Source organism: Paenibacillus sp. N22P23, from assembly GCF_059383735.1.
The window spans coordinates 484,215-503,002 of the sequence record NZ_JBXENT010000001.1 but is presented as its reverse complement, the minus strand read 5'-3'; the positions used below and the strand labels follow the sequence as shown (position 1 = coordinate 503,002).

Here is an 18,788-nt window from a genome sequence, read left to right as displayed (position 1 = left end):
CAGTGGCGACCAGAATTTTGTTTCACATCGATGCTATACCAGCTTACGCCATGCTTCTGCGGCTGCCTGCTGCTCGGCTTCCTTCTTCGTTCTGCCTGTACCGGAACCATAACTGGTATCCCCGATATAGACTTCAACAATGAACTCTCGGTCATGCGCTGGACCGCGTTCTTCCACAATGCGATATTCAATCGAACCCATCCCGGCATGCTGTGCTTTCTCCTGCAGGTTCGATTTGAAATCCTTCACCAGCAAGCCGCCGTCACTGTCGATGTGCGGGAACATATGCGCTGTGAGAAACGTACGAACCGCATCCAAGCCCTGATCCAAATAAATCGCACCTACACAAGCTTCGAACAAATCCGCAAGCAGCGCAGGACGATGACGTCCACCTAACTGCTCCTCACCGCGTCCAAGAAGAACATGTGAGCCTAAATCAAGCAGATCCGCAAACCGTGCAAGCGAAGGCTCGCAAACAATCGAAGCTCGCATGCGAGTTAGCTGTCCTTCAGGCCGTTCCGGAAAAGTCTTGTACAGAAACTCGGAAACGGTTAGCTGCAAGATCGCATCGCCCAGAAACTCCAGCCGTTCATTGTGCTCCATCGCGGTTTGACGATGTTCGTTCACATATGAGGTATGTGTGAATGCCTGCCTAAGAAGTCGAATGGTACGAAAATGGAGCTGCAGACGCTGCTGCAGCTCTTCAAACTTATCATGCTTCATATTTTCTCATCACGATCGTTGCGTTATGACCGCCGAACCCGAAGGAATTGGACAATGCATAATTAAGATCGGCTTTACGCGGAGTATTCGGCACATAATCGAGATCACATTCCGGATCTTGATTCTCAAGGTTAATCGTCGGAGGAATCATTCCGTTCTTCAGGGATAGTCCCAGAATAACGGCTTCCACACCGCCGGCTGCGCCAAGCAAGTGCCCGGTCATTGACTTCGTGGAGCTTACTGCCAGCTTGTAAGCATGCTCACCGAAGGTTTTCTTAATGGCCGTCGTCTCGGACTTGTCACCAACCGGAGTTGATGTACCGTGTGCGTTAATGTAATCGATTTGGGACGGCTCGATACCGCCGTCGCGAAGAGCTTTCACCATACAACGAGCAGCTCCATCCGGATCTGGCTCTGTCATATGATAAGCGTCACCGCTCATGCCATAACCGACGATTTCCGCATAAATGCGAGCACCGCGCTTCTGTGCATGTTCAAGCGATTCCAGAATCATTACGCCTGAGCCTTCGCCCATAACGAATCCATCGCGGTCCACATCGAAAGGACGGGAAGCCTTAGTCGGCTCATCGTTTCTTGTCGACATTGCACGCAAGGAGCAGAATCCTGCCATACCTGTCGGTCTGATTGTCGCTTCTGCGCCGCCGCAAATCATGACATCGGCATCGCCGCGTTGAATCATTTTGTAGGAATCGCCAATGGAGTGCGTTCCAGTCGCACAAGCCGTAACCGCTGTGCTGTTCGGGCCTTTGGCACCGGTAACCATCGACACTTGACCGGAAGCCATGTTCGCAATCATCATCGGAATGAAGAATGGGCTGACGCGCTTAGGACCCTTCTCCAGCAAAATATTATGCTGGTCTTCCCAAGTGCCCAGACCGCCGATACCCGATCCGATCATAACGCCAACGCGCTCTGCATCTACTTCTTCGCCAATGTTTAGCGCGGCATCCTTAACAGCCAGTGTGCTCGCAACGACTGCGAATTGCACGAAACGGTCCATACGACGCGCTTCTTTTTTATCAATTTGATAATCTTCCGGATTAAAGTTCTTAATTTCTGCGGCAATTCGAGTCGGATACTCAGATACGTCGAAAGCTTCCACTAACGAGACACCTGATTTCCCTTCCATTAAATTACCCCAAAACGTATTCAAATCGGAACCGAGCGAAGTCATAACCCCCATGCCCGTAACGACTACTCTCTGTGTCATACCTATTCACCTCTGATGGGAAACCCAATTGGTTAATCTATCTATAAAAACGCTAATGCGCTTACAGCAGTTATTATGGCAAGGCACACGAATATGGAGAGAAGTCCCGCCTGTAACAACGGGACTAATCATTTGTATTACTTAGCTAGAGAAGATATGTAGTTCACTACTTCTCCCACACTGGTAATTTTCTCTGCATCTTCATCAGAGATTTCCATATCGAATTCATCTTCCAGCTCCATGACGAGTTCAACGACATCAAGAGAGTCAGCTCCAAGATCTTCTTTGAAAGAAGCCTCAAGAGACACCTCCGACTCGTCAACGCCAAGGCGGTCGACAACGATGCGCTTTACACGATCAAATACATCGGACATCCGGTTCACCTCCTCCATGGTATTATACGAGAATTGCGGACAAATTGCCATACCGAGCATGTCCCAGCGGCGTCTCTAAGGACGCTCCGCCTTAGTTACATGTACATGCCGCCATCCACATGAATCGTCTGACCGGTCATGTATCCCGCCGCGTTAGACGCAAGGAAACGAACCGCAGCAGCAATATCCTGCGGGTCGCCAAGCCTTGCAAGCGGAATGTCCGCAGCAAGCTTCTCACGCATTTCTTGCGGCAATTTGTCTGTCATATCGGTTTGAATAAAGCCCGGTGCGACGCAGTTAACTGTAATGCCACGGGAAGCCAGCTCGCGGGCTGATGCTTTCGTGAGACCAATGACGCCTGCTTTCGCAGCCACATAGTTAGCCTGCCCCGGATTGCCCAGAACACCAACAACGGACGAAATATTGATGATGCGGCCGGAACGCTGCTTCATCATTTGGCGAGTTACGGCTTTGATGCCATTGAAAACACCTTTAAGGTTCGTTTCGATGACTTGGTCGAACTCTTCTTCCTTCATACGCATGATGAGGTTGTCGCGGGTAATACCGGCATTGTTCACCAAAATATCGATGGAGCCGAATGTTTCCACGACTTGCTTGACCATGCCGTCGAACTCATCGGTCTTGCCTACATTCGCTTTCAGAACAAGCGTGCGGCGGCCAAGAGCAGTGATTGTTTGCGCTGTTTCTGCCGCTGCGGCTTCACTGCCGGAATAGTTGATCGCCACATCCGCACCTGCTTCTGCCAGTGCGATTGCAATGGAGCGGCCGATTCCGCGGGATGCGCCTGTTACCAGGGCGATTTTGCCTGACAAATCTGCAAAGGTCAAAGTGGGGCACCTACTTTCATTTGTATTAATGACCCCCTAATTCCCCCTATATAGGGGGACCCCAAGGGTCTCCGACCCTCTGGACACCCGGAATGGGATAACGTTGGTGCTGCAGAGGACCGCTCGCGTGATGCATACGTGCGGATCCTCGCTTTCGTCCCATTCGGGACACGCTTTACTTTTGGCCCTGTTTAGCTGCCTGTTGTCCCTTTCGGGACACATGGTAACGTGGACTGTATAAGAGCCGCGTGGGTGGGGGTTCGTGCTTATGCTCGCTTTCGTCCCTTGCGGGACACGCTTTACCTTTGGTGCAGGCGTTGTCAGCCTGCGCCTGCGGCTGGCTTTTTGTGTCGGCGACTTCATCTTCGCCGAACAGATCAAGTGCATGGCACCTGCGGTGCCACAGTGCTGTTCGCCTGATCGGCGAATCAGACCAACCACAAAACCAAAACCAAACCAAAACCATAAACCCACAGGCTAAGCCGCAGCGGCTTACTACAGGACGGCCGCTTTTAGCGACTCTAGGCTGTTGATCGAGATGATGTTGACGGTTTTGTCGATTTTCTTGATCAAGCCAGCTAGAACGGAGCCAGATCCAATTTCGACGAAAGTGTCTACACCTTGATCAATCAAGTAGCGTACGCTGTCTTCCCAGAGCACCGGCGAGTATACTTGCTCGGCCAGGAGCTTGCGGATTTCGTCTGCGTTTGTGACCGGCTGAGCGGTTACGTTCGCAATGACAGGTATAGAAGCATCGCTTAGTGAAATAGCTGCCAGCACGCCTTCAAGGCGTTCAGCTGCTGGTTTCATTAGCGAGGAGTGGAACGGTCCGCTTACTTCCAGCGGAATGACGCGTTTCGCGCCTGCTTCTTTGCCGCGTTCGACTATGCCCTGTACGCCTGCGGCTGTACCTGAGACAACGATCTGACCTGGGCAGTTGACGTTTGCGAGCTCCACTGCGCCTACTTCGGAAGAAACTGCTGCACAGAGTGCTGCAAGAGCTTCGCGTTCTGCGCCTAATACGGCTGCCATTGCGCCTTGACCGCTTGGAACGGCTTGCTCCATGAACTCGCCGCGCGCACGCACGGTACGCACTGCATCTTGGTAAGACAATGTGCCTGCTGCAACGAGCGCGCTGTATTCGCCTAAGCTGTGACCTGCAACGAAGTCAGGCTTCAAGCCGCGGTCTTTCAACGCTTCCAGCAGCGCAATGCTGACTGCAAGAAGTGCAGGCTGCGTGTTCGCCGTTTGTTTCAATTGCTCTTCAGGACCGTTAAAAATAATATCGCTCAGTTTAAAGCCGAGCGCTTCGTCCGCAGCGTCAATTATAGCTTTTGATGCGTCAAACGCTTCATATACGTCTTTTCCCATACCGACGGCTTGCGCCCCCTGACCGGGAAATACAAATGCGATTTTACCCAAGCTTCACTGCACCTCCGTGCTTTCCACGAATCTTTATATACATCTATAATGGCGTTGCCAAATTACCAAACAAGCACTGAAGCGCCCCAAGTCAAGCCGCCTCCGAAGCCAACCAGCACGAGGTGATCGCCTTCCTTCACACGGTTCTGTTCAACCGCTTCAGCAAGTGCAATCGGAATCGATGCAGCCGACACGTTGCCGTATTTATCTAGATTAATCATGCACTTCTCTTCCGACAAATCCAGACGATTGAGTGCGGATTGAATGATACGGATGTTCGCTTGATGCGGAATGAGAAGATCAATCTTGCTTTTGTCGAGACCAGCTTTGCGAAGCGCCTCTTCGGCTGCATTTCCCATGATTCGAACTGCAAATTTATAGACCTCATTGCCCGCCATATAAATATAATGCTGTTTGTTCTCAATGCTCTCCGGTGAGGAAGGAGTACGGGAACCGCCTGCACACACTTTCAGCAGCTCACCGCCGGCGCCATCTGCACCAAGCTCGAACGAACGGAAGCCGCGGCCTTCTGCGACTTGCCCAAGGACAACAGCACCTGCACCATCACCGAACAAAATGCACGTATTGCGGTCCGTATAATCCGTAATCCGGGAGAGACATTCTGCCCCGACTACAAGAACATGCTTGTACATACCCGTCGCAATCATATTTGAAGCCGTTGCCAGACCGTAGATGAAGCCCGAGCATGCAGCAGACAAATCAAAAGCAGCTGCTTTCTTAGCACCGAGCTTCTCTTGCAGCAGACAAGCCGTCGAAGGGAAGAACATATCCGGTGTAATGGTTGCTACGATGATTAAATCGAGCTCTTCGGCCGAAATGCCTGCTGCTTCGAGCGCCTTCTTGGATGCATGCAGCGCCAAGTCCGATGTCGCTTGATCCGGAGCAGCAATACGGCGTTCACGCATACCGGTCCGCGTCACAATCCATTCGTCGTTCGTTTCGACCATTTGTTCCAAATCTTTATTTGTCAAAATGCGTTCCGGCACATACTTGCCTGTACCGATAATGCCTACGGGATGTAGCTGCATAGTCCCACTCACTTCCTGCTGATTTCCGCTGCTATAGATGATATTAAATTGCTCTCGATTGCTAATTTGGCTTGACGCACGGCGTTCTTAACCGCCTTCACATCCGAGGAGCCGTGACATTTAACGACAAGACCATTAACGCCAAGAAGCGGCGCACCGCCATGTTCTTTGTAATCCATTTTGTTGCGAAGCGCTCTAAGCTTAGGCTGTACGATTGCCGCCGCGAGTTTGGATAGCAGCGAGCTCGTGAACACGTCACGCATCGTTTTGAACAATGTGCCTGCTGTTCCTTCCATCGCTTTGAGCATGATGTTGCCGGCAAAGCCGTCACAGATCAGCACATCGCAATTACGCAGCAGTACATCACGCGCTTCCACATTCCCGATAAAATGAATCGGTGCCGTTTCCAGCAGCTCATACGCCGCTTTCGTAAGCTCATTGCCTTTCATCGCCTCTGTCCCTACGTTGAGCAGACCAACGCGAGGCTTATCCATGCCATTCATCTTGCTGCGATAGATGCTGCCCATGATGGCATACTGCAGCAGATGTTCCGGTTTCGCATCCATGTTCGCTCCAAGATCAAGCGCAAGCACGCCTTTATCATCCATAGTCGGCAGCATGGTAACCAGCGCGGGGCGCTCAATGCCTTCCATCCGCCCGACTACCAGCAGTCCGGTCGTCATCAGTGCACCGGTATTCCCGGCCGAGAGCATCGCTTCCGCTTTGCCTTCACGCACCAGCTGTCCGGCCATGACCATCGAAGAATTTTTCTTCCTGCGAACGGCTTTAACCGGTTCATCATCAGGACCGATTACATCCTCCGCGTGTAAAATCTCAATGTTTGAGGGCCGCTTGGAACCCAGATGCGTTTCAATCTGAGCCGTATCACCAACGAGAATCAAGTGTACTGCCGGCCATTCGAGTGCTGCTTCCAACGCTCCCTGTACAATCAGAGAAGGAGCGTGGTCGCCCCCCATCGCGTCAATTGCGATCCGCACCATCCATTCCTCCTTCGATACCCGGTTCGCCTGCGCCTGCGGAACGATAGATGACAAAATGGCCTTGGAACACCAATTCGTCGCCTACGTACGAGCAGACCTCAACCTTTGCTTTGCTGCGGCCGCCGGAACGAACGTAAGCTTTGGCGATACATTTCTCTCCAAGCTTCACGGATCGTACGAATCTTATGTCAGCTGTTGCCGTTAAAGCAATTTCATCGTTAATCACCGCTACCGCGAGTGAATTCGCTTGTGCAAAGACATGATGACCGCGAGCGATGCCGGTTCTTGAAAATACATGCTCTTCCTTAATTTCAAAAATAGAAATACCGCTGTTATCCAGCTGCAAATCCACTATATCCCCGATTACCTCATGCAGCGGCAGTGATCGGACGGCGTCATACGAACGCTCCGCCATCAGCTTCATTCTCTCCCGCAGCTCAGGTATGCCAAGCTCCAGCCGGTCAAGCCGCACCGTTTGGATGCTTACTTTCAACTGACGTGTCAGCTCCTGATCCGTAATGAACGGATTATCTTCAATAAGTCCAGTCAGCAGCTGATGCCTTTGTCTCTTCGGAAGACGTTCGATGGTCCGCACCACCTTTGCCTAATGTTCTAAGTATGTACCTCGGCTGTTTATCATACACCATGATGGAGCACACTGTTTACAATCAGCTATTATAACCAGGTACTAATAGTATAGTAAAGAAAGCAGCCGAGCGCAATGTTCAACCGCACTTCTGGGCAAAAAAATAGCACCTCATCACGGGATGAAGTACTATTGCTAAGCCTAAAACTATTGTTTGATGATCTCTCTTGATTTGTAAGTTCCGCACACTTTACATACCCGGTGAGCCAATTTCAACTCTCCACATTGATCGCATTTAATCATACCCGGCACCGCGAGTTTGAAGTGCGTACGACGTTTGTCACGACGTGTTTTGGATGTTCTACGTTGTGGTACTGCCATGTTTCCCACCTCCTTAACAGAATTCGGTATTCCCGGATCAAAAAGGGAATAGAATACTCCCCTTTTGATCCTTGGAACGAAACTGGACTATAACAATCCCGTTTCATTCCTACTTAAACAAATCTTTCAACGCGGCTAGTCTGGGATCGATATCGTCCTTTTGGCATCCGCAATTTGTCTCATTTAAGTTGGTGCCGCATGTGTGGCAAAGTCCTTTGCAGTCCTCTTCACAAAGCGGTACGAAAGGCAAAGCGAGCATCAGCATTTCTTCAAGAAATGGCTCAAACTCAAGCTTGTCCTCCTCCACCGGAATGATTTCTTCTTCCTCAGCTCCGTTTAAAGCGGCTTTCGGCTTGAAACGCTCGTGAAATGGAACGACAACATGTTCTTTCGTCGACTCCAGACACCGCGAGCATGCAAGATCGACATCAACGGACAGTTCGCCCTCCACATGAGCAATACCATCTTCGCCCCAAGCTGTCATGTTGACTTGCATTGGGTCTGCATGTAATACGTCTTTACGAACTTGCAGCAGCCAATCCGTGTTTAAGCTTGACTGAGTGGGAACTTTCAATCCTTTGGCGATTAATTCCCGGACATAAATCTCCATACCATCACTCCAAACAAACAAAGTTTATTATATCGACTATTGAATCGTTTTGTCAACATTTTCACACCGTGATATAGTGAAAAAATAACCTATCCCCTTTTGGAGGCTTAAATTCATGCGAACCGTCGGGCTCATTGTCGAGTATAACCCATTTCATAACGGTCATCACTATCATTTGCAGCAATCGCTTAAAATAACGGAAAGCGATGCCGTCATCGCCGTCATGAGCGGCCACTTCCTGCAGCGCGGCGAACCCGCGCTGCTTAATAAATGGACGCGCACCGAGATGGCGCTGCGCGGAGGCTGCGACGTCGTCATCGAGCTGCCTGTCGCCTATTCTACGCAGGCGGCGGAATGGTTCGGCTACGGCGCTGTCGCGCTCCTTGAAGCGACAGGCGTCGTAGACGCGCTCTGCTTCGGCAGCGAGGCCGGCGAGATCGATCCGCTGCGCCGAGTTGCCCGGCTGCTCGCACATGAGCCAGCGGCCTTCAGCGCGCTCTTGACGGATTGCCTGCGGACGGGAACCAGCTACCCGTCAGCCTACAGCGAAGCTGTTCGCTTGTATATGGAAGCGGCCGGTGATGCTGAAGCGGCTGCCTTCCCGCTTGCCCAGCCGAACAACACGCTGGGGCTGCATTATTTGCTTGCGCTCGAGCGGCTTGGCAGCACAATCGAGCCCTTCTCTCTTAAGCGCGAGAAGGCCGGCTACTCGCAGACGACCATTACAGATGCGCAAATCGCGAGCGCCACAGCGATTCGCAAGCTCACGCTCGAGTCTGCCTCTCCTGAAGGCGCGGCGTCTTACGTGCCGCGTACAACCCTTGAGCTGCTGCTGCGCGATCATGCCATCGGAAGAGGGCGCAACAGTTGGGAGCAATATACGCCGCATCTGTTTCATAAACTCGCCAGCGAGTCGGCAGCCACGCTTGGCAGCTATCACGAAATGACCGAAGGCTTGGAATATCGACTAAAGAAGATACTCCCTGCACTCGATACGCTCGCCTTTGAACCGCTGCTCGAGAAGCTGAAAACAAAACGATATACTCGCACAAAACTCCAGAGAGCGCTGCTCTCCGTGCTTCTAGGACATGCTAAGGAACTCTTATCACCGGAGCAACTGCGCAGCGGCATACAATACATAAGAATACTCGGTTACAGCCCTCGAGGGCAAGAGCTGCTCAAACGAATGAGGAAAACAGCTAAACTTCCGATCTTAAACAGCGCCGCCCGGTCGCAGCAATCGGATCCGTATCTGGAGCTTGATGTCCAAGCTACGTCGGTGTACGCGCTGGGATGGCCGAATGCAACCCCCCGCGATCTCTTCCGCGATTATTACGAGAAACCGATCACAATCTAAGACGGATTGCATGACTTAGGTCTATCCTTACGTAGACAAGCGTAAAAATGTAGTGGCTGTGTTTGTCCCAGCCCCTACATGAATCATTGGAGTGAAACCCATGACGCGAACCATCATGCTCGCATGCTTGTCGATATTGCTCGTCGCTTCTATTATTACGCGGCCAGACGAAGCCTTCCAAGCCTCATTGCAAGGGCTGACTGTCTGGTGGAATCTGGTTTTCCCCGGACTGCTCCCATTCCTTACCTTACTTGAGCTGATGCTCGCCTTTGGCGCCATTCACGGCTTCGGAGCGCTGCTGCAGCCGCTTATGCGCAAACTGTTTCGCCTGCCGGGCGAAGCAGGCATTGCGATTGCACTGGGATGGTCAGGCGGTTTCCCCTGCGGAGCGGAAACGACGGCCGCTCTTCGCCGCAGTGAGACTGTATCCGCTCCGGAAGGACAAAGACTGCTCGCGTTGACACATATGCCAAGTCCCCTATTCATGCTGCTCGTCGTCGGTGCAGGCTTCTTGGAACGCCCAGGAGTTGGTGCCGCAATTGCTGCAGCCGTATGGGTCTCCGCACTATTCACAGCTTTCCTTCACGCCCGTTTCACCAAGAAGAAACTTAGCGGAGCAAGCAAGCAATCTCAGCCATCTGCATCTGCATCAACGTCGACATTGTTGAAACAAGCCGCTGTCGCCATGCTGGCCGCAAGAAACCGCGATGGTCGAACCTTCGGCAAAGTACTTGGCGATTCCGTTACCGCGTCCGTCTACAAGCTTATGGCCGTTGGCGGTTTCATGATGTTCGGCGCCGTACTGGTCAAGCTTGCACAGCCGCTCCTGCCAGAGGGCACACCAGCTTTCCTGCTGCCGGGACTGATTGAAAGCCATATTGGCACATACGCGGCAGCTTCATCGACATTTACCGGAGGCCTGCCTTGGAATGCGGCAGCTATCGCAGCCGTACTCAGCTTTGGCGGCGTAAGTGCCCTTCTCCAGGCCGGCAGCGCCATTACCGGCACAGGCTTATCGCTGAAGCGACTTGCCGCTACAAGGGTCATTCAGAGCATACTCGCGTTCATCCTTACACTAGCAGCTTGGAAGCCCATGTCCACACTGTTCAGCCGCATCGTACCGACTGCCGCTCCGGCATTGGAACAAACTGAAAAGACAGGCGCCTCATCGACTGCAATCATCCATGCGGGTGATTTACATTCCTTGTGGCCTTATACACCTGTCCTGCTCCTTCTATTCCTCTTCATGCTGCTAGCACTCGTTGTCACCTCAATGCTGGCCGCACCTCAATCGAAGACGAATTAAGCCTGATCCGCATATTTGGCGATCAATGCTTCCCGTACCTCATCAGGCACAAGATCTTGCACATTTCCTTTAAACTTCGCAATTTCCTTCACGATGCTAGAGCTCAAGTACGAGTACTTGGGATTCGTCATCATAAATATCGTTTCAATTTCACCATCGAGCTGATGATTGGTCGATGCCATCTGCAGCTCATATTCAAAATCCGTTACCGAACGAATTCCGCGCACAATACAATCCGCATTGCGCGAGCGCATAAAGTTAACGAGCAGATCACGGAAGCTGTCGATCGTCACATTCGGCAGTTCTTTGGTGATTTCGGTTAACAGCGCTTTACGCTCCTCCACTGTAAACAGCGGATTTTTGCTGGAATTGTTCAGCACCGCCACGATCAAATGATCAAACTGCTTAGCCGCGCGCTTAATGATATCCAAATGCCCGCATGTGACCGGATCAAAACTGCCCGGATATACGGCAACACGCGCTCTCGGCGTTCCAGTTGTAGTTGTCATGCTTACGCCTCCATATGTACGTCTGGCTCTGAAGCCTTGTCGTACCTATAAATAGTCACTGCCGTATCGCCATACTTCGAATGCCTGATCTGCCGGAAAACATCCATCGTCTCCGGATAAATATGGTCGGCATCATGCTCGACGACTATTGTCGCGTCCGTACCGAGCAGCTCACGCTCTGCCAGCTCACTCATTAAACTGTCCATTTCTTTCATCCGGTAAGGCGGGTCCAGAAAAACGAGCTCAAACTTTAGCCCGCGCTTCGCCAGCGCCTTCACCGCGCGCACTGCCTCCGTACGGTATATTTCCGCTTGTTCCGCCACCCCGGCAGCCTGTACATTCTGTTTAATAATATCAATGCTGCCTCCGTCCAAATCGACAAAAACGGCACGTTCCATGCCTCTGCTCAACGACTCGATACCTAAACCTCCGGTACCAGCGAAGAGATCAAGCACTAATCCGCCTTCGAAGAAAGGGCCGATCATACTGAAAATCGCTTCTTTTACTTTATCGGTTGTCGGACGCGTATTCTTACCCGGTACCGCCTTTAAGGTTCGGCCCTTAGCCGTGCCTGCTATTACTCTCAAAGCCGCTCTTGCCCCTTTCGCCTTATCCATCCTTACTGCTGCTTGTATCGTACCATAATTCAACCAGCATGTTAAAGGATTGCCTCCAGTTTGTCATGACTTCGCTCCTTCGCGTCTATATATAACCATGCAGCGCAACACATTCCATAGGAGGGATTCCCATGAACAAAGATCGGCAGCCCGTAACAGTCCTTCCCGTCCCCTTTCATCACGGAGCCAGCAGACCCGGTGCAAGCGGTGGTCCAGAGGCCGTCCTGCAAGCGGGGTTACCCGAGAAGCTTCAGCTGTTGAACCAGCGTTACTCCATATTACCTTGGGAAGAACCAGGTGAATCCGCGATCGAACGCCGGACATTGGAACGGTTACGCAACTGGGGACGTGTACTCACGATGAGCGAAGCTTTAGCACAATCGGTTCATTTGGCTATGGAGAACGAAACGTTCCCACTCACTATAGGCGGAGATCACAGCATCGCGATCGGTACCATCGCCGGTATCACGGAGCATATTCAGCAATTAGGCGTCATCTGGATCGATGCACATGCCGATATGAACACACCGGAAACATCATTAACGGGCAATATTCACGGGATGGCTTTGGCAGCATGCCTCGGACTTGGCGATACGAGGTTTACGGAGCTGCGTGGGAGATCACCCAAATTGCAAGCCAAACGCGTCGTACTTGTCGGTGTCAGGGAACTGGATGAAGGTGAGAAAAAGAATATTTACGAAACAGGCATAACCTGCTTCACCATGCATGATATCGATCGCATCGGGATGGGACGCGTAATGGAGAAAGCGATCGCGATCGCTTCGTACGGCTCCGAAGGCGTGCATGTGAGTTTCGATATCGACAGTGTCGATCCGGGCGAAGCTCCGGGCACAGGGACTCCTGTACGCGGCGGTCTAAATTACAGAGAGGCGCATTTGGCCATGGAGATGTTATTTGATTGCGGAATGGTGATTTCTGCAGATATTGTTGAAGTCAACCCTCTGCTCGATACAAATGGACGCACAGCCAGGCTAGCCGTTGAGCTTATCGGCTCATTGCTGGGCGAACGTATTTTATAGAAGAAAAAAGGACGATTCGCATGGTATGCGAACCGTCCTTCTCATTTATTTATGCATAATGGCAGGCAGCCCAGTGGTTAGGTTCAACCTCACGGAATGCAGGCACTTCTGCAGCACATTTCTCTGTTGCAAACGGACAACGTGTCCGGAAATTACAGCCGCTTGGCGGGTTAACAGGACTCGGCAGTTCGCCTGTCAGGACGATACGCTCTTTGTTCTCTTCTACATCCGGATCCGGAACCGGAATCGCGGACATCAGCGCTCTTGTGTACGGATGTTTCGGGTTGGCGTAGAGCTCTTCACTTTCAGCAAGCTCAACCGTCTTACCCAAGTACATGACCGCAACGCGATCACTGATATGTTTAACCATCGCAAGGTCATGCGCGATAAACAAGTAGGTCAGGCCAAAATCACGCTGTAAATCCTGCAATAAATTGACGACTTGCGCCTGAATGGAAACGTCAAGTGCCGAGATCGGCTCATCGCAGACGATGAATTTAGGATTAAGTGCAAGTGCGCGAGCAATCCCGATCCGTTGACGCTGACCGCCTGAGAATTCATGCGGGTAACGTTTCGCGTGATCCGAACGAAGACCGACACGATCAAGCAGTCGTTCTACCTGCAGCTTTCTTTCCTTCGCGCTGCCAGCTAGACCGTGAATGTCGAGAGGTTCAGCAATCAGATTCTCAACCTTCCAGCGCGGGTTAAGCGATGCGTATGGATCTTGGAAAACCATTTGCATTTCGCGTCTTAGCGCCTTCAGCTTGGAGCCTCTAGCCGTCATAATATCTTGACCTTGGAACTTCACAGATCCTGCAGTTGGTTCGTACAGACGGAGGAGCGTACGGCCAGCTGTCGATTTACCACAGCCGGACTCGCCTACCATACCGAGCGTCTCACCTTTACGGATACCAAACGAGATATCATTTACTGCTTTAAGCGTCTTACCATTACCAATATCGAAGTGCTTCATCAAGTGATCAACTTCGATCAACATTTCTTGGTTTGATTTCATGCACTTTCTCCCCCTTTGAGGGCCGCGTCATGCAACCAGCACTTCGCTGCTTGCGTTTCGCTGATTGTGTACGTAACCGGATCGTTGTCTACACAGATCCGCATCGCTTCATCACAACGCGCGCAGAACGCACAGCCAACTGGCGGCGATGACATATCCGGCGGAGTTCCGATAATCGGAACAAGCGGCTCATTCTTATCATGATCCAAACGAGGAAGGGAACGCAAAAGTCCTCTCGTATATGGATGTTGTGGATTTTTGAAAATTTCTTGTTTCGTACCGGTTTCAACTACTTGTCCTGCATACATAACGACGACGCGGTCACACATATCGGCAACGATACCAAGGTCATGCGTAATCAAGATGATCGATGTGCCGGTTTCCTTCTGCAGATCCTTCATCAACGTCATAATTTGCGCCTGAATCGTTACATCCAGCGCTGTTGTCGGCTCATCCGCAATCAGAAGCGTTGGATTGCAAGCAAGTGCAATTGCGATCATAACCCGTTGGCGCATACCGCCGGAGAATTGATGCGGGTACTGCTTTATACGTTCCGCTGTATTCGGGATACCAACCAAATTCAACAATTCAATCGCACGGTTGTTCGCTTCCGAAGCGCTCATTTTCTGATGTTTAATAAGCACTTCAGTAATTTGGCGACCTACAGTAAGTGTAGGATTCAGTGAAGTCATCGGATCTTGGAAGATCATACCGATCTCCTTACCACGGATGGACTCCATCTCTTTCTCGGTTTTGCTTAGAAGATCTTCGCCCATAAATTCAATGGAACCCTGCTTGTACACACCTGGAGGTGTAGGGATCAGACGAAGAATAGATTGAGCGGTTACGCTCTTGCCGCTGCCGGACTCACCGACGATAGCAACAGACTCACCGCGGTTGATTTCCAGATCAACCCCGCGAACAGCCTGAACCTCTCCACCGCGCACGTGAAACGAGATATGCAAATCAGAAATATTGAGAATCGGATTACTCATAAGCTCACTCCCTGCGCTGTTTATTTTTTCATTTTCGGATCAAACGCATCTTGAAGACCGTCACCGAAAATGTTGAAGGCAAGCATTGTAATGCTCAATAAGGATGCAGGAATCAGCATCAGCCATGGGTACAGTGTCCACGAGGACATTGCTTCGCCGATCAATGTACCAAGCGAAGCGGCTGGCGATTGAACGCCAAGACCCAAGAAGCTTAGGAATGCTTCTGCAAATATAGCGGACGGAACCGACAGCGTTACCGTAACGATAATCGGACCGAGTGTATTTGGAATCAAGTGACGGAACAAAATGCGGGATCCGCTTGCGCCCATCGATTGTGCCGCAAGAACATATTCTTGGTTCTTGAGCTGCAGAATTTGACCGCGGACGATCCACGACATCGTAATCCAACCGGTGATGGATAGGGCGAGAATGATGGTACCAAGACCAGGGCCCATGACAACGGAAAGCAAGATAACAACAAGCAGATGCGGAATCGCATATAGCACTTCAGCAAACTTATTCATTGCATCGCCCACACGTTTACCTGCAAAGCCCATTACACCGCCATAAGCGACACCAATAATAAGGTCGATAAAAGCAGCAGTGAAACCAACAAGAAGCGAGATACGAACGCCCATCCATGTTCTCGTAAAGAGATCGCGGCCTAGGTTATCTGTTCCAAACCAATGACTGCCAGAAGGCGAGGCATAGGTATTCTTCAAATTGTTCGTAGATGAATCATACGGCGAAAACATTGGACATACAACCGCCAAAATTATCATGACGATCAATACATACATCCCTGTCATGGCCCATTTATTCTTCTGAAGGCGCGCCCAGTTCTCTTGGAATGTGGAACGGCTCGGCGCAGTTATCACTTCAGCTTCTGTATGTCTTTGCTTCAATTTTTCGAACGGTGCCACAGAAACTTGTTTATCAAGCTGCAAATCTTTCAGATGCGTACTCATTTTTTAACGACACCTCCGCTGATTTTGATACGCGGATCGACAAGAATGTAAGCAACATCTGTCAAGAAGCGTGCTGCCATAAGAATTACGGCGTAGAAAATCGTAATGCCCATAATGAGTGTATAGTCACGGTTAGTGATACTATCCACGAAGTGAGCACCCAATCCCGGGAGACCATAAATTTGTTCTACTACGACGGAACCGGTAATGATGTTCGCTGTCATTGGACCCAAATAAGTAACAACCGGCAAAATACCGTTACGAAGTCCGTGCTGCCACAGAATAGCTGACGGCGTCAAACCTTTTGCCTTAGCAGTACGAATATAGTCCGAGGTCAGTACCTCGAGCATTGTTGAACGCGTTAATCTCGCGATGAATGCAATAGGGAGTGTTGACAAGGTGATTACTGGAAGCACGTAATCAAGCGGACTTTCCAACCCTGCAACATTAAATATCGGTACCTTAACGGCAAGGTAATATTGAATCATGGCACCGATAACGAAGTTTGGAACCGAAATCCCGATAACAGCAATGAACATCGCCAAGTTATCAATCAATTTCTTATGTCTTAATGCTGCCATCATGCCGAGGTAAATCCCGATTATTACCGAAACAACAACTGCAATCAAACCAATTTTTAGCGATGTGCCAAAGGAATCCGTAATAATACTCGTTACTGTCCTGTTCTGACTTCTCATGGATTCACCAAGATTCAACTGGAACAGGTTTTTCATGTAAATCATGTATTGCTCGCCAATCGGTTTATCCAAGCCGTAATGCGCCATAATTTGCGCCTTAATTTCCGGTGGAATTGCTTTTTCCTGTGTGAAAGGGTCCCCTGGGACAGCCTTCATCAAGAAAAAGGTTGCGGTGGCTAGAATTAGCAACGAAATCACAATATTAACGAACTTACCACCTAAATACCGAGCCATCCCAAGCCCCCCCAATCAAAGAGAAGGGATATATATGGGGAACCCACATATATCCCTATACCCCTTAGTTTTTTCTTGCTGCTATTATTTTTCGATCGAGATACGAGTGTAATCAACGTTACCGCTGTAATCTACAACCGCATTTTTTACATACGATTTAACCAATTGTGCAGAAGAGTAGTAGTAAAGCGGCATAAGAGCTTGATTGTCGCCAATCAGCAATTTCTCTGCTTTAGCCATTGCGTCTACACGTTTTTGTTGATCGTTTGTGCTGTAAGCTTCTTTAACCAGTGCATCGTACTCTGGGCTTGCGAAGCCGATATCGTTGTTACCGCCTTTGGAAGTGAACATGTCGATGAATGTCATCGGGTCATTGTAGTCAGCACCCCAACCAGCGCGTGCAACATCATAGTTCAAGCTTTGACGGTTTTTCAAGAATACTTTCCACTCTTGAAGATCCAGTTTAACTGTGATGCCAAGGTTTGTTTTCCACATGTCAGCGATTGCCTCAGCAACGTTCTTGTGAAGACCTTCGTTGAAGGAAAGCGAGAATTCAGGCATAGCAGTCATGCCTTCTTCTGCAAGACCTTCAGCAAGCAATTTCTTAGCTTCAGCTGCATCTTCTTTGAAGTAGTCATCTTTAACTTCAGCACGGTACTCGCCGTTCACGCCGTGGATACCAGTGGATACGAAACCGTAAGCAGGAACTTGACCAGCTTTAGTTACGTTGTCAACGATCGCTTGACGATCTACAGCCATCGCAAGAGCTTTACGCACTTTTGCGTTGTTGAAAGGTTTCTTTTGGTTGTTGAAGTTGTAGTAGTATGTGCTTGCAATACCTTTTACAGAAAGCTCTTCGTTGTTTTCTTTGCGGAACTTGTCAAGTTGTTCTGGCGGAATGCTTCCTGTTGGAGCGCCTGCCCAGTCAAGTTGACCTGTTTTGTACATGTTAAGCTCAGTGTTAGCGTCTTTAACCATCGAGAACTTAACGCTGGACAATTTGATTTCGTCTTTAGCCCAGTAGTTGTCGTTTGGTACAAGCTCAATGGAATCGCCGTGTTTCCACGATGCCAATTTGAAAGGACCATTGCTGATGTAGTCTTTCGACTCAGCAGCCCAGTTAGCGTTGTCTTTCGCCGATTTATGAACCGGGAAGGAAGTGAAGAACGCTGTGATATTCAAGAAGTATGGTGTTGGGTTTTCCAACTCAACTTCAAGAGTTTTATCATCGACTGCTTTAACGCCTAATTGTGCTGGATCAGCGATGTGATCTGGGTTGTCAGCTTCGATGTTATAGTTCTGCGCATTTTTGATGTAATAGAGCTGGTAAGCATAAGGAGCCGGTGGGTTTAGCTTAGGATCCAAAGTACGTTTCCAGGAGTATTCGAAATCGCCTGCAGTGACTGGGTCACCATTGGACCATTTCGCATCGTCGCGAAGGTGGAACGTGAATTTCTTGCCGTCTTCGGAAATATCCCATTTCTCAGCTACGCCTGGAACGATGTTACCTTTGTCGTCCATACGTGTAAGACCCTCGAAGAGTCCGCTCAGCACAGTGAAGGATACTTGATCCTGTGCTTGTGCAACATCGAGACTAGGCGGCTCGGATGTAAGGTTCATCCGGAACGTTTGATCGCTGCCCGATCCGCTTTTCCCGCAGGCTGACAATACGCCTGTAAGAACCAGCATGAGTGAAACTAGAACTAGCATTTTCTTTTTCATTGCTTAGAACCCGCCTCCATGTTGATAAGTGTATTTTTTTAAACCCAGAGCCAATAATACAACGAATTTAACAATTTGTAAAACACATTTTGAACAATTGTA

20 protein-coding genes are annotated in these 18,788 nt (G+C 50.1%); 3 read left to right on the top strand and 17 right to left on the bottom strand.

All coding sequences use genetic code 11. The annotated features are described in order from the left end of the window. Positions 1-33: 33 nt before the first annotated feature. The 10 genes from rnc to AC506A_RS02485 form a co-directional block, all read right to left on the bottom strand. Positions 34-723: a ribonuclease III gene (gene rnc, locus AC506A_RS02530; protein ID WP_495459413.1), complete on the bottom strand. Its 690-nt coding sequence runs from the start codon at positions 721-723 to the stop codon at positions 34-36. Then, positions 713-1,954 carry a beta-ketoacyl-ACP synthase II gene (gene fabF, locus AC506A_RS02525; RefSeq protein ID WP_495459412.1) on the bottom strand — a complete coding sequence of 414 codons (1,242 nt, stop codon included), beginning with the start codon at positions 1,952-1,954 and terminating at the stop codon, positions 713-715. The genes rnc and fabF overlap by 11 nt, the downstream gene beginning before the upstream one ends. A 137-nt stretch (positions 1,955-2,091) precedes the next feature. Continuing rightward, entirely contained in the window at positions 2,092-2,328 is a 237-nt protein-coding gene (gene acpP, locus AC506A_RS02520) for an acyl carrier protein (RefSeq protein WP_091218839.1), read from the bottom strand. 95 nt (positions 2,329-2,423) lie between these two features. Beyond that, positions 2,424-3,176 (bottom strand): 3-oxoacyl-[acyl-carrier-protein] reductase, encoded by a 753-nt coding sequence (gene fabG, locus AC506A_RS02515; protein ID WP_495459411.1) that lies wholly within the window; start codon positions 3,174-3,176, stop codon positions 2,424-2,426. A 495-nt stretch (positions 3,177-3,671) separates the two neighbouring features. Further along, a complete protein-coding gene (fabD, locus tag AC506A_RS02510) occupies positions 3,672-4,598 on the bottom strand; it encodes an ACP S-malonyltransferase (protein ID WP_495459410.1) in 927 nt (308 codons plus the stop codon). Between the two features lie 62 nt (positions 4,599-4,660). Beyond that, positions 4,661-5,647 (bottom strand): beta-ketoacyl-ACP synthase III, encoded by a 987-nt coding sequence (locus tag AC506A_RS02505; RefSeq protein ID WP_090976604.1) that lies wholly within the window; start codon positions 5,645-5,647, stop codon positions 4,661-4,663. An 8-nt stretch (positions 5,648-5,655) separates the two neighbouring features. Then, complete coding sequence (gene plsX / locus AC506A_RS02500) at positions 5,656-6,645, bottom strand: phosphate acyltransferase PlsX (protein ID WP_495460954.1); 990 nt, start codon at positions 6,643-6,645, stop codon at positions 5,656-5,658. Beyond that, entirely contained in the window at positions 6,629-7,246 is a 618-nt protein-coding gene (fapR, locus tag AC506A_RS02495) for a transcription factor FapR (RefSeq protein ID WP_494819003.1), read from the bottom strand. The genes plsX and fapR overlap by 17 nt, the downstream gene beginning before the upstream one ends. 195 nt (positions 7,247-7,441) lie before the next feature. Continuing rightward, the gene (rpmF, locus tag AC506A_RS02490; RefSeq protein ID WP_090976607.1) at positions 7,442-7,615 is read right to left on the bottom strand and encodes a 50S ribosomal protein L32; all 174 of its coding nucleotides are present in this window, start codon (positions 7,613-7,615) and stop codon (positions 7,442-7,444) included. A 109-nt stretch (positions 7,616-7,724) separates the two neighbouring features. After that, on the bottom strand, positions 7,725-8,225 hold the full coding sequence (locus tag AC506A_RS02485) for a YceD family protein (RefSeq protein WP_495459409.1): 501 nt from the start codon (positions 8,223-8,225) through the stop codon (positions 7,725-7,727). Between the two features lie 115 nt (positions 8,226-8,340). On the opposite strand from AC506A_RS02485, the gene AC506A_RS02480 reads away from it, so the two are divergent. Together AC506A_RS02480 and AC506A_RS02475 are read left to right on the top strand one after the other, a co-directional pair. Further along, entirely contained in the window at positions 8,341-9,582 is a 1,242-nt protein-coding gene (locus AC506A_RS02480; protein WP_495459408.1) for a nucleotidyltransferase, read from the top strand. A gap of 100 nt (positions 9,583-9,682) precedes the next feature. Continuing rightward, on the top strand, positions 9,683-10,888 hold the full coding sequence (locus tag AC506A_RS02475) for a nucleoside recognition domain-containing protein (RefSeq protein WP_495459407.1): 1,206 nt from the start codon (positions 9,683-9,685) through the stop codon (positions 10,886-10,888). On the opposite strand, the gene coaD is transcribed toward AC506A_RS02475, so the two are convergent. Both coaD and rsmD read right to left on the bottom strand, forming a co-directional pair. Then, entirely contained in the window at positions 10,885-11,397 is a 513-nt protein-coding gene (gene coaD / locus AC506A_RS02470; protein ID WP_495459406.1) for a pantetheine-phosphate adenylyltransferase, read from the bottom strand. The genes AC506A_RS02475 and coaD overlap by 4 nt on opposite strands. A 2-nt stretch (positions 11,398-11,399) precedes the next feature. Then, positions 11,400-11,984, bottom strand: a complete 585-nt coding sequence (gene rsmD, locus AC506A_RS02465; RefSeq protein WP_495460953.1) for a 16S rRNA (guanine(966)-N(2))-methyltransferase RsmD — start codon at positions 11,982-11,984, stop codon at positions 11,400-11,402. A 161-nt stretch (positions 11,985-12,145) separates the two neighbouring features. On the opposite strand from rsmD, the gene rocF reads away from it, so the two are divergent. Next, on the top strand, positions 12,146-13,054 hold the full coding sequence (gene rocF / locus AC506A_RS02460) for an arginase (protein ID WP_495459405.1): 909 nt from the start codon (positions 12,146-12,148) through the stop codon (positions 13,052-13,054). A gap of 49 nt (positions 13,055-13,103) precedes the next feature. Here the strand turns inward: rocF and AC506A_RS02455 are convergent, their stop codons facing one another. The 5 genes from AC506A_RS02455 to AC506A_RS02435 all read right to left on the bottom strand — a co-directional run bounded on the left by AC506A_RS02455 (position 13,104) and on the right by AC506A_RS02435 (position 18,686). After that, positions 13,104-14,069 (bottom strand): ABC transporter ATP-binding protein, encoded by a 966-nt coding sequence (locus AC506A_RS02455; RefSeq protein ID WP_495459404.1) that lies wholly within the window; start codon positions 14,067-14,069, stop codon positions 13,104-13,106. Beyond that, on the bottom strand, positions 14,066-15,064 hold the full coding sequence (locus AC506A_RS02450) for an ABC transporter ATP-binding protein (protein ID WP_495459403.1): 999 nt from the start codon (positions 15,062-15,064) through the stop codon (positions 14,066-14,068). The genes AC506A_RS02455 and AC506A_RS02450 overlap by 4 nt, the downstream gene beginning before the upstream one ends. Positions 15,065-15,084: 20 nt before the next feature. Beyond that, complete coding sequence (locus AC506A_RS02445; RefSeq protein WP_495459402.1) at positions 15,085-16,032, bottom strand: ABC transporter permease; 948 nt, start codon at positions 16,030-16,032, stop codon at positions 15,085-15,087. Further along, a complete protein-coding gene (locus AC506A_RS02440) occupies positions 16,029-16,964 on the bottom strand; it encodes an ABC transporter permease (RefSeq protein WP_495459401.1) in 936 nt (311 codons plus the stop codon). The genes AC506A_RS02445 and AC506A_RS02440 overlap by 4 nt, the downstream gene beginning before the upstream one ends. A gap of 84 nt (positions 16,965-17,048) precedes the next feature. Then, a complete protein-coding gene (locus AC506A_RS02435) occupies positions 17,049-18,686 on the bottom strand; it encodes a peptide ABC transporter substrate-binding protein (protein WP_495459400.1) in 1,638 nt (545 codons plus the stop codon). Between the last annotated feature and the right edge of the window lie 102 nt (positions 18,687-18,788).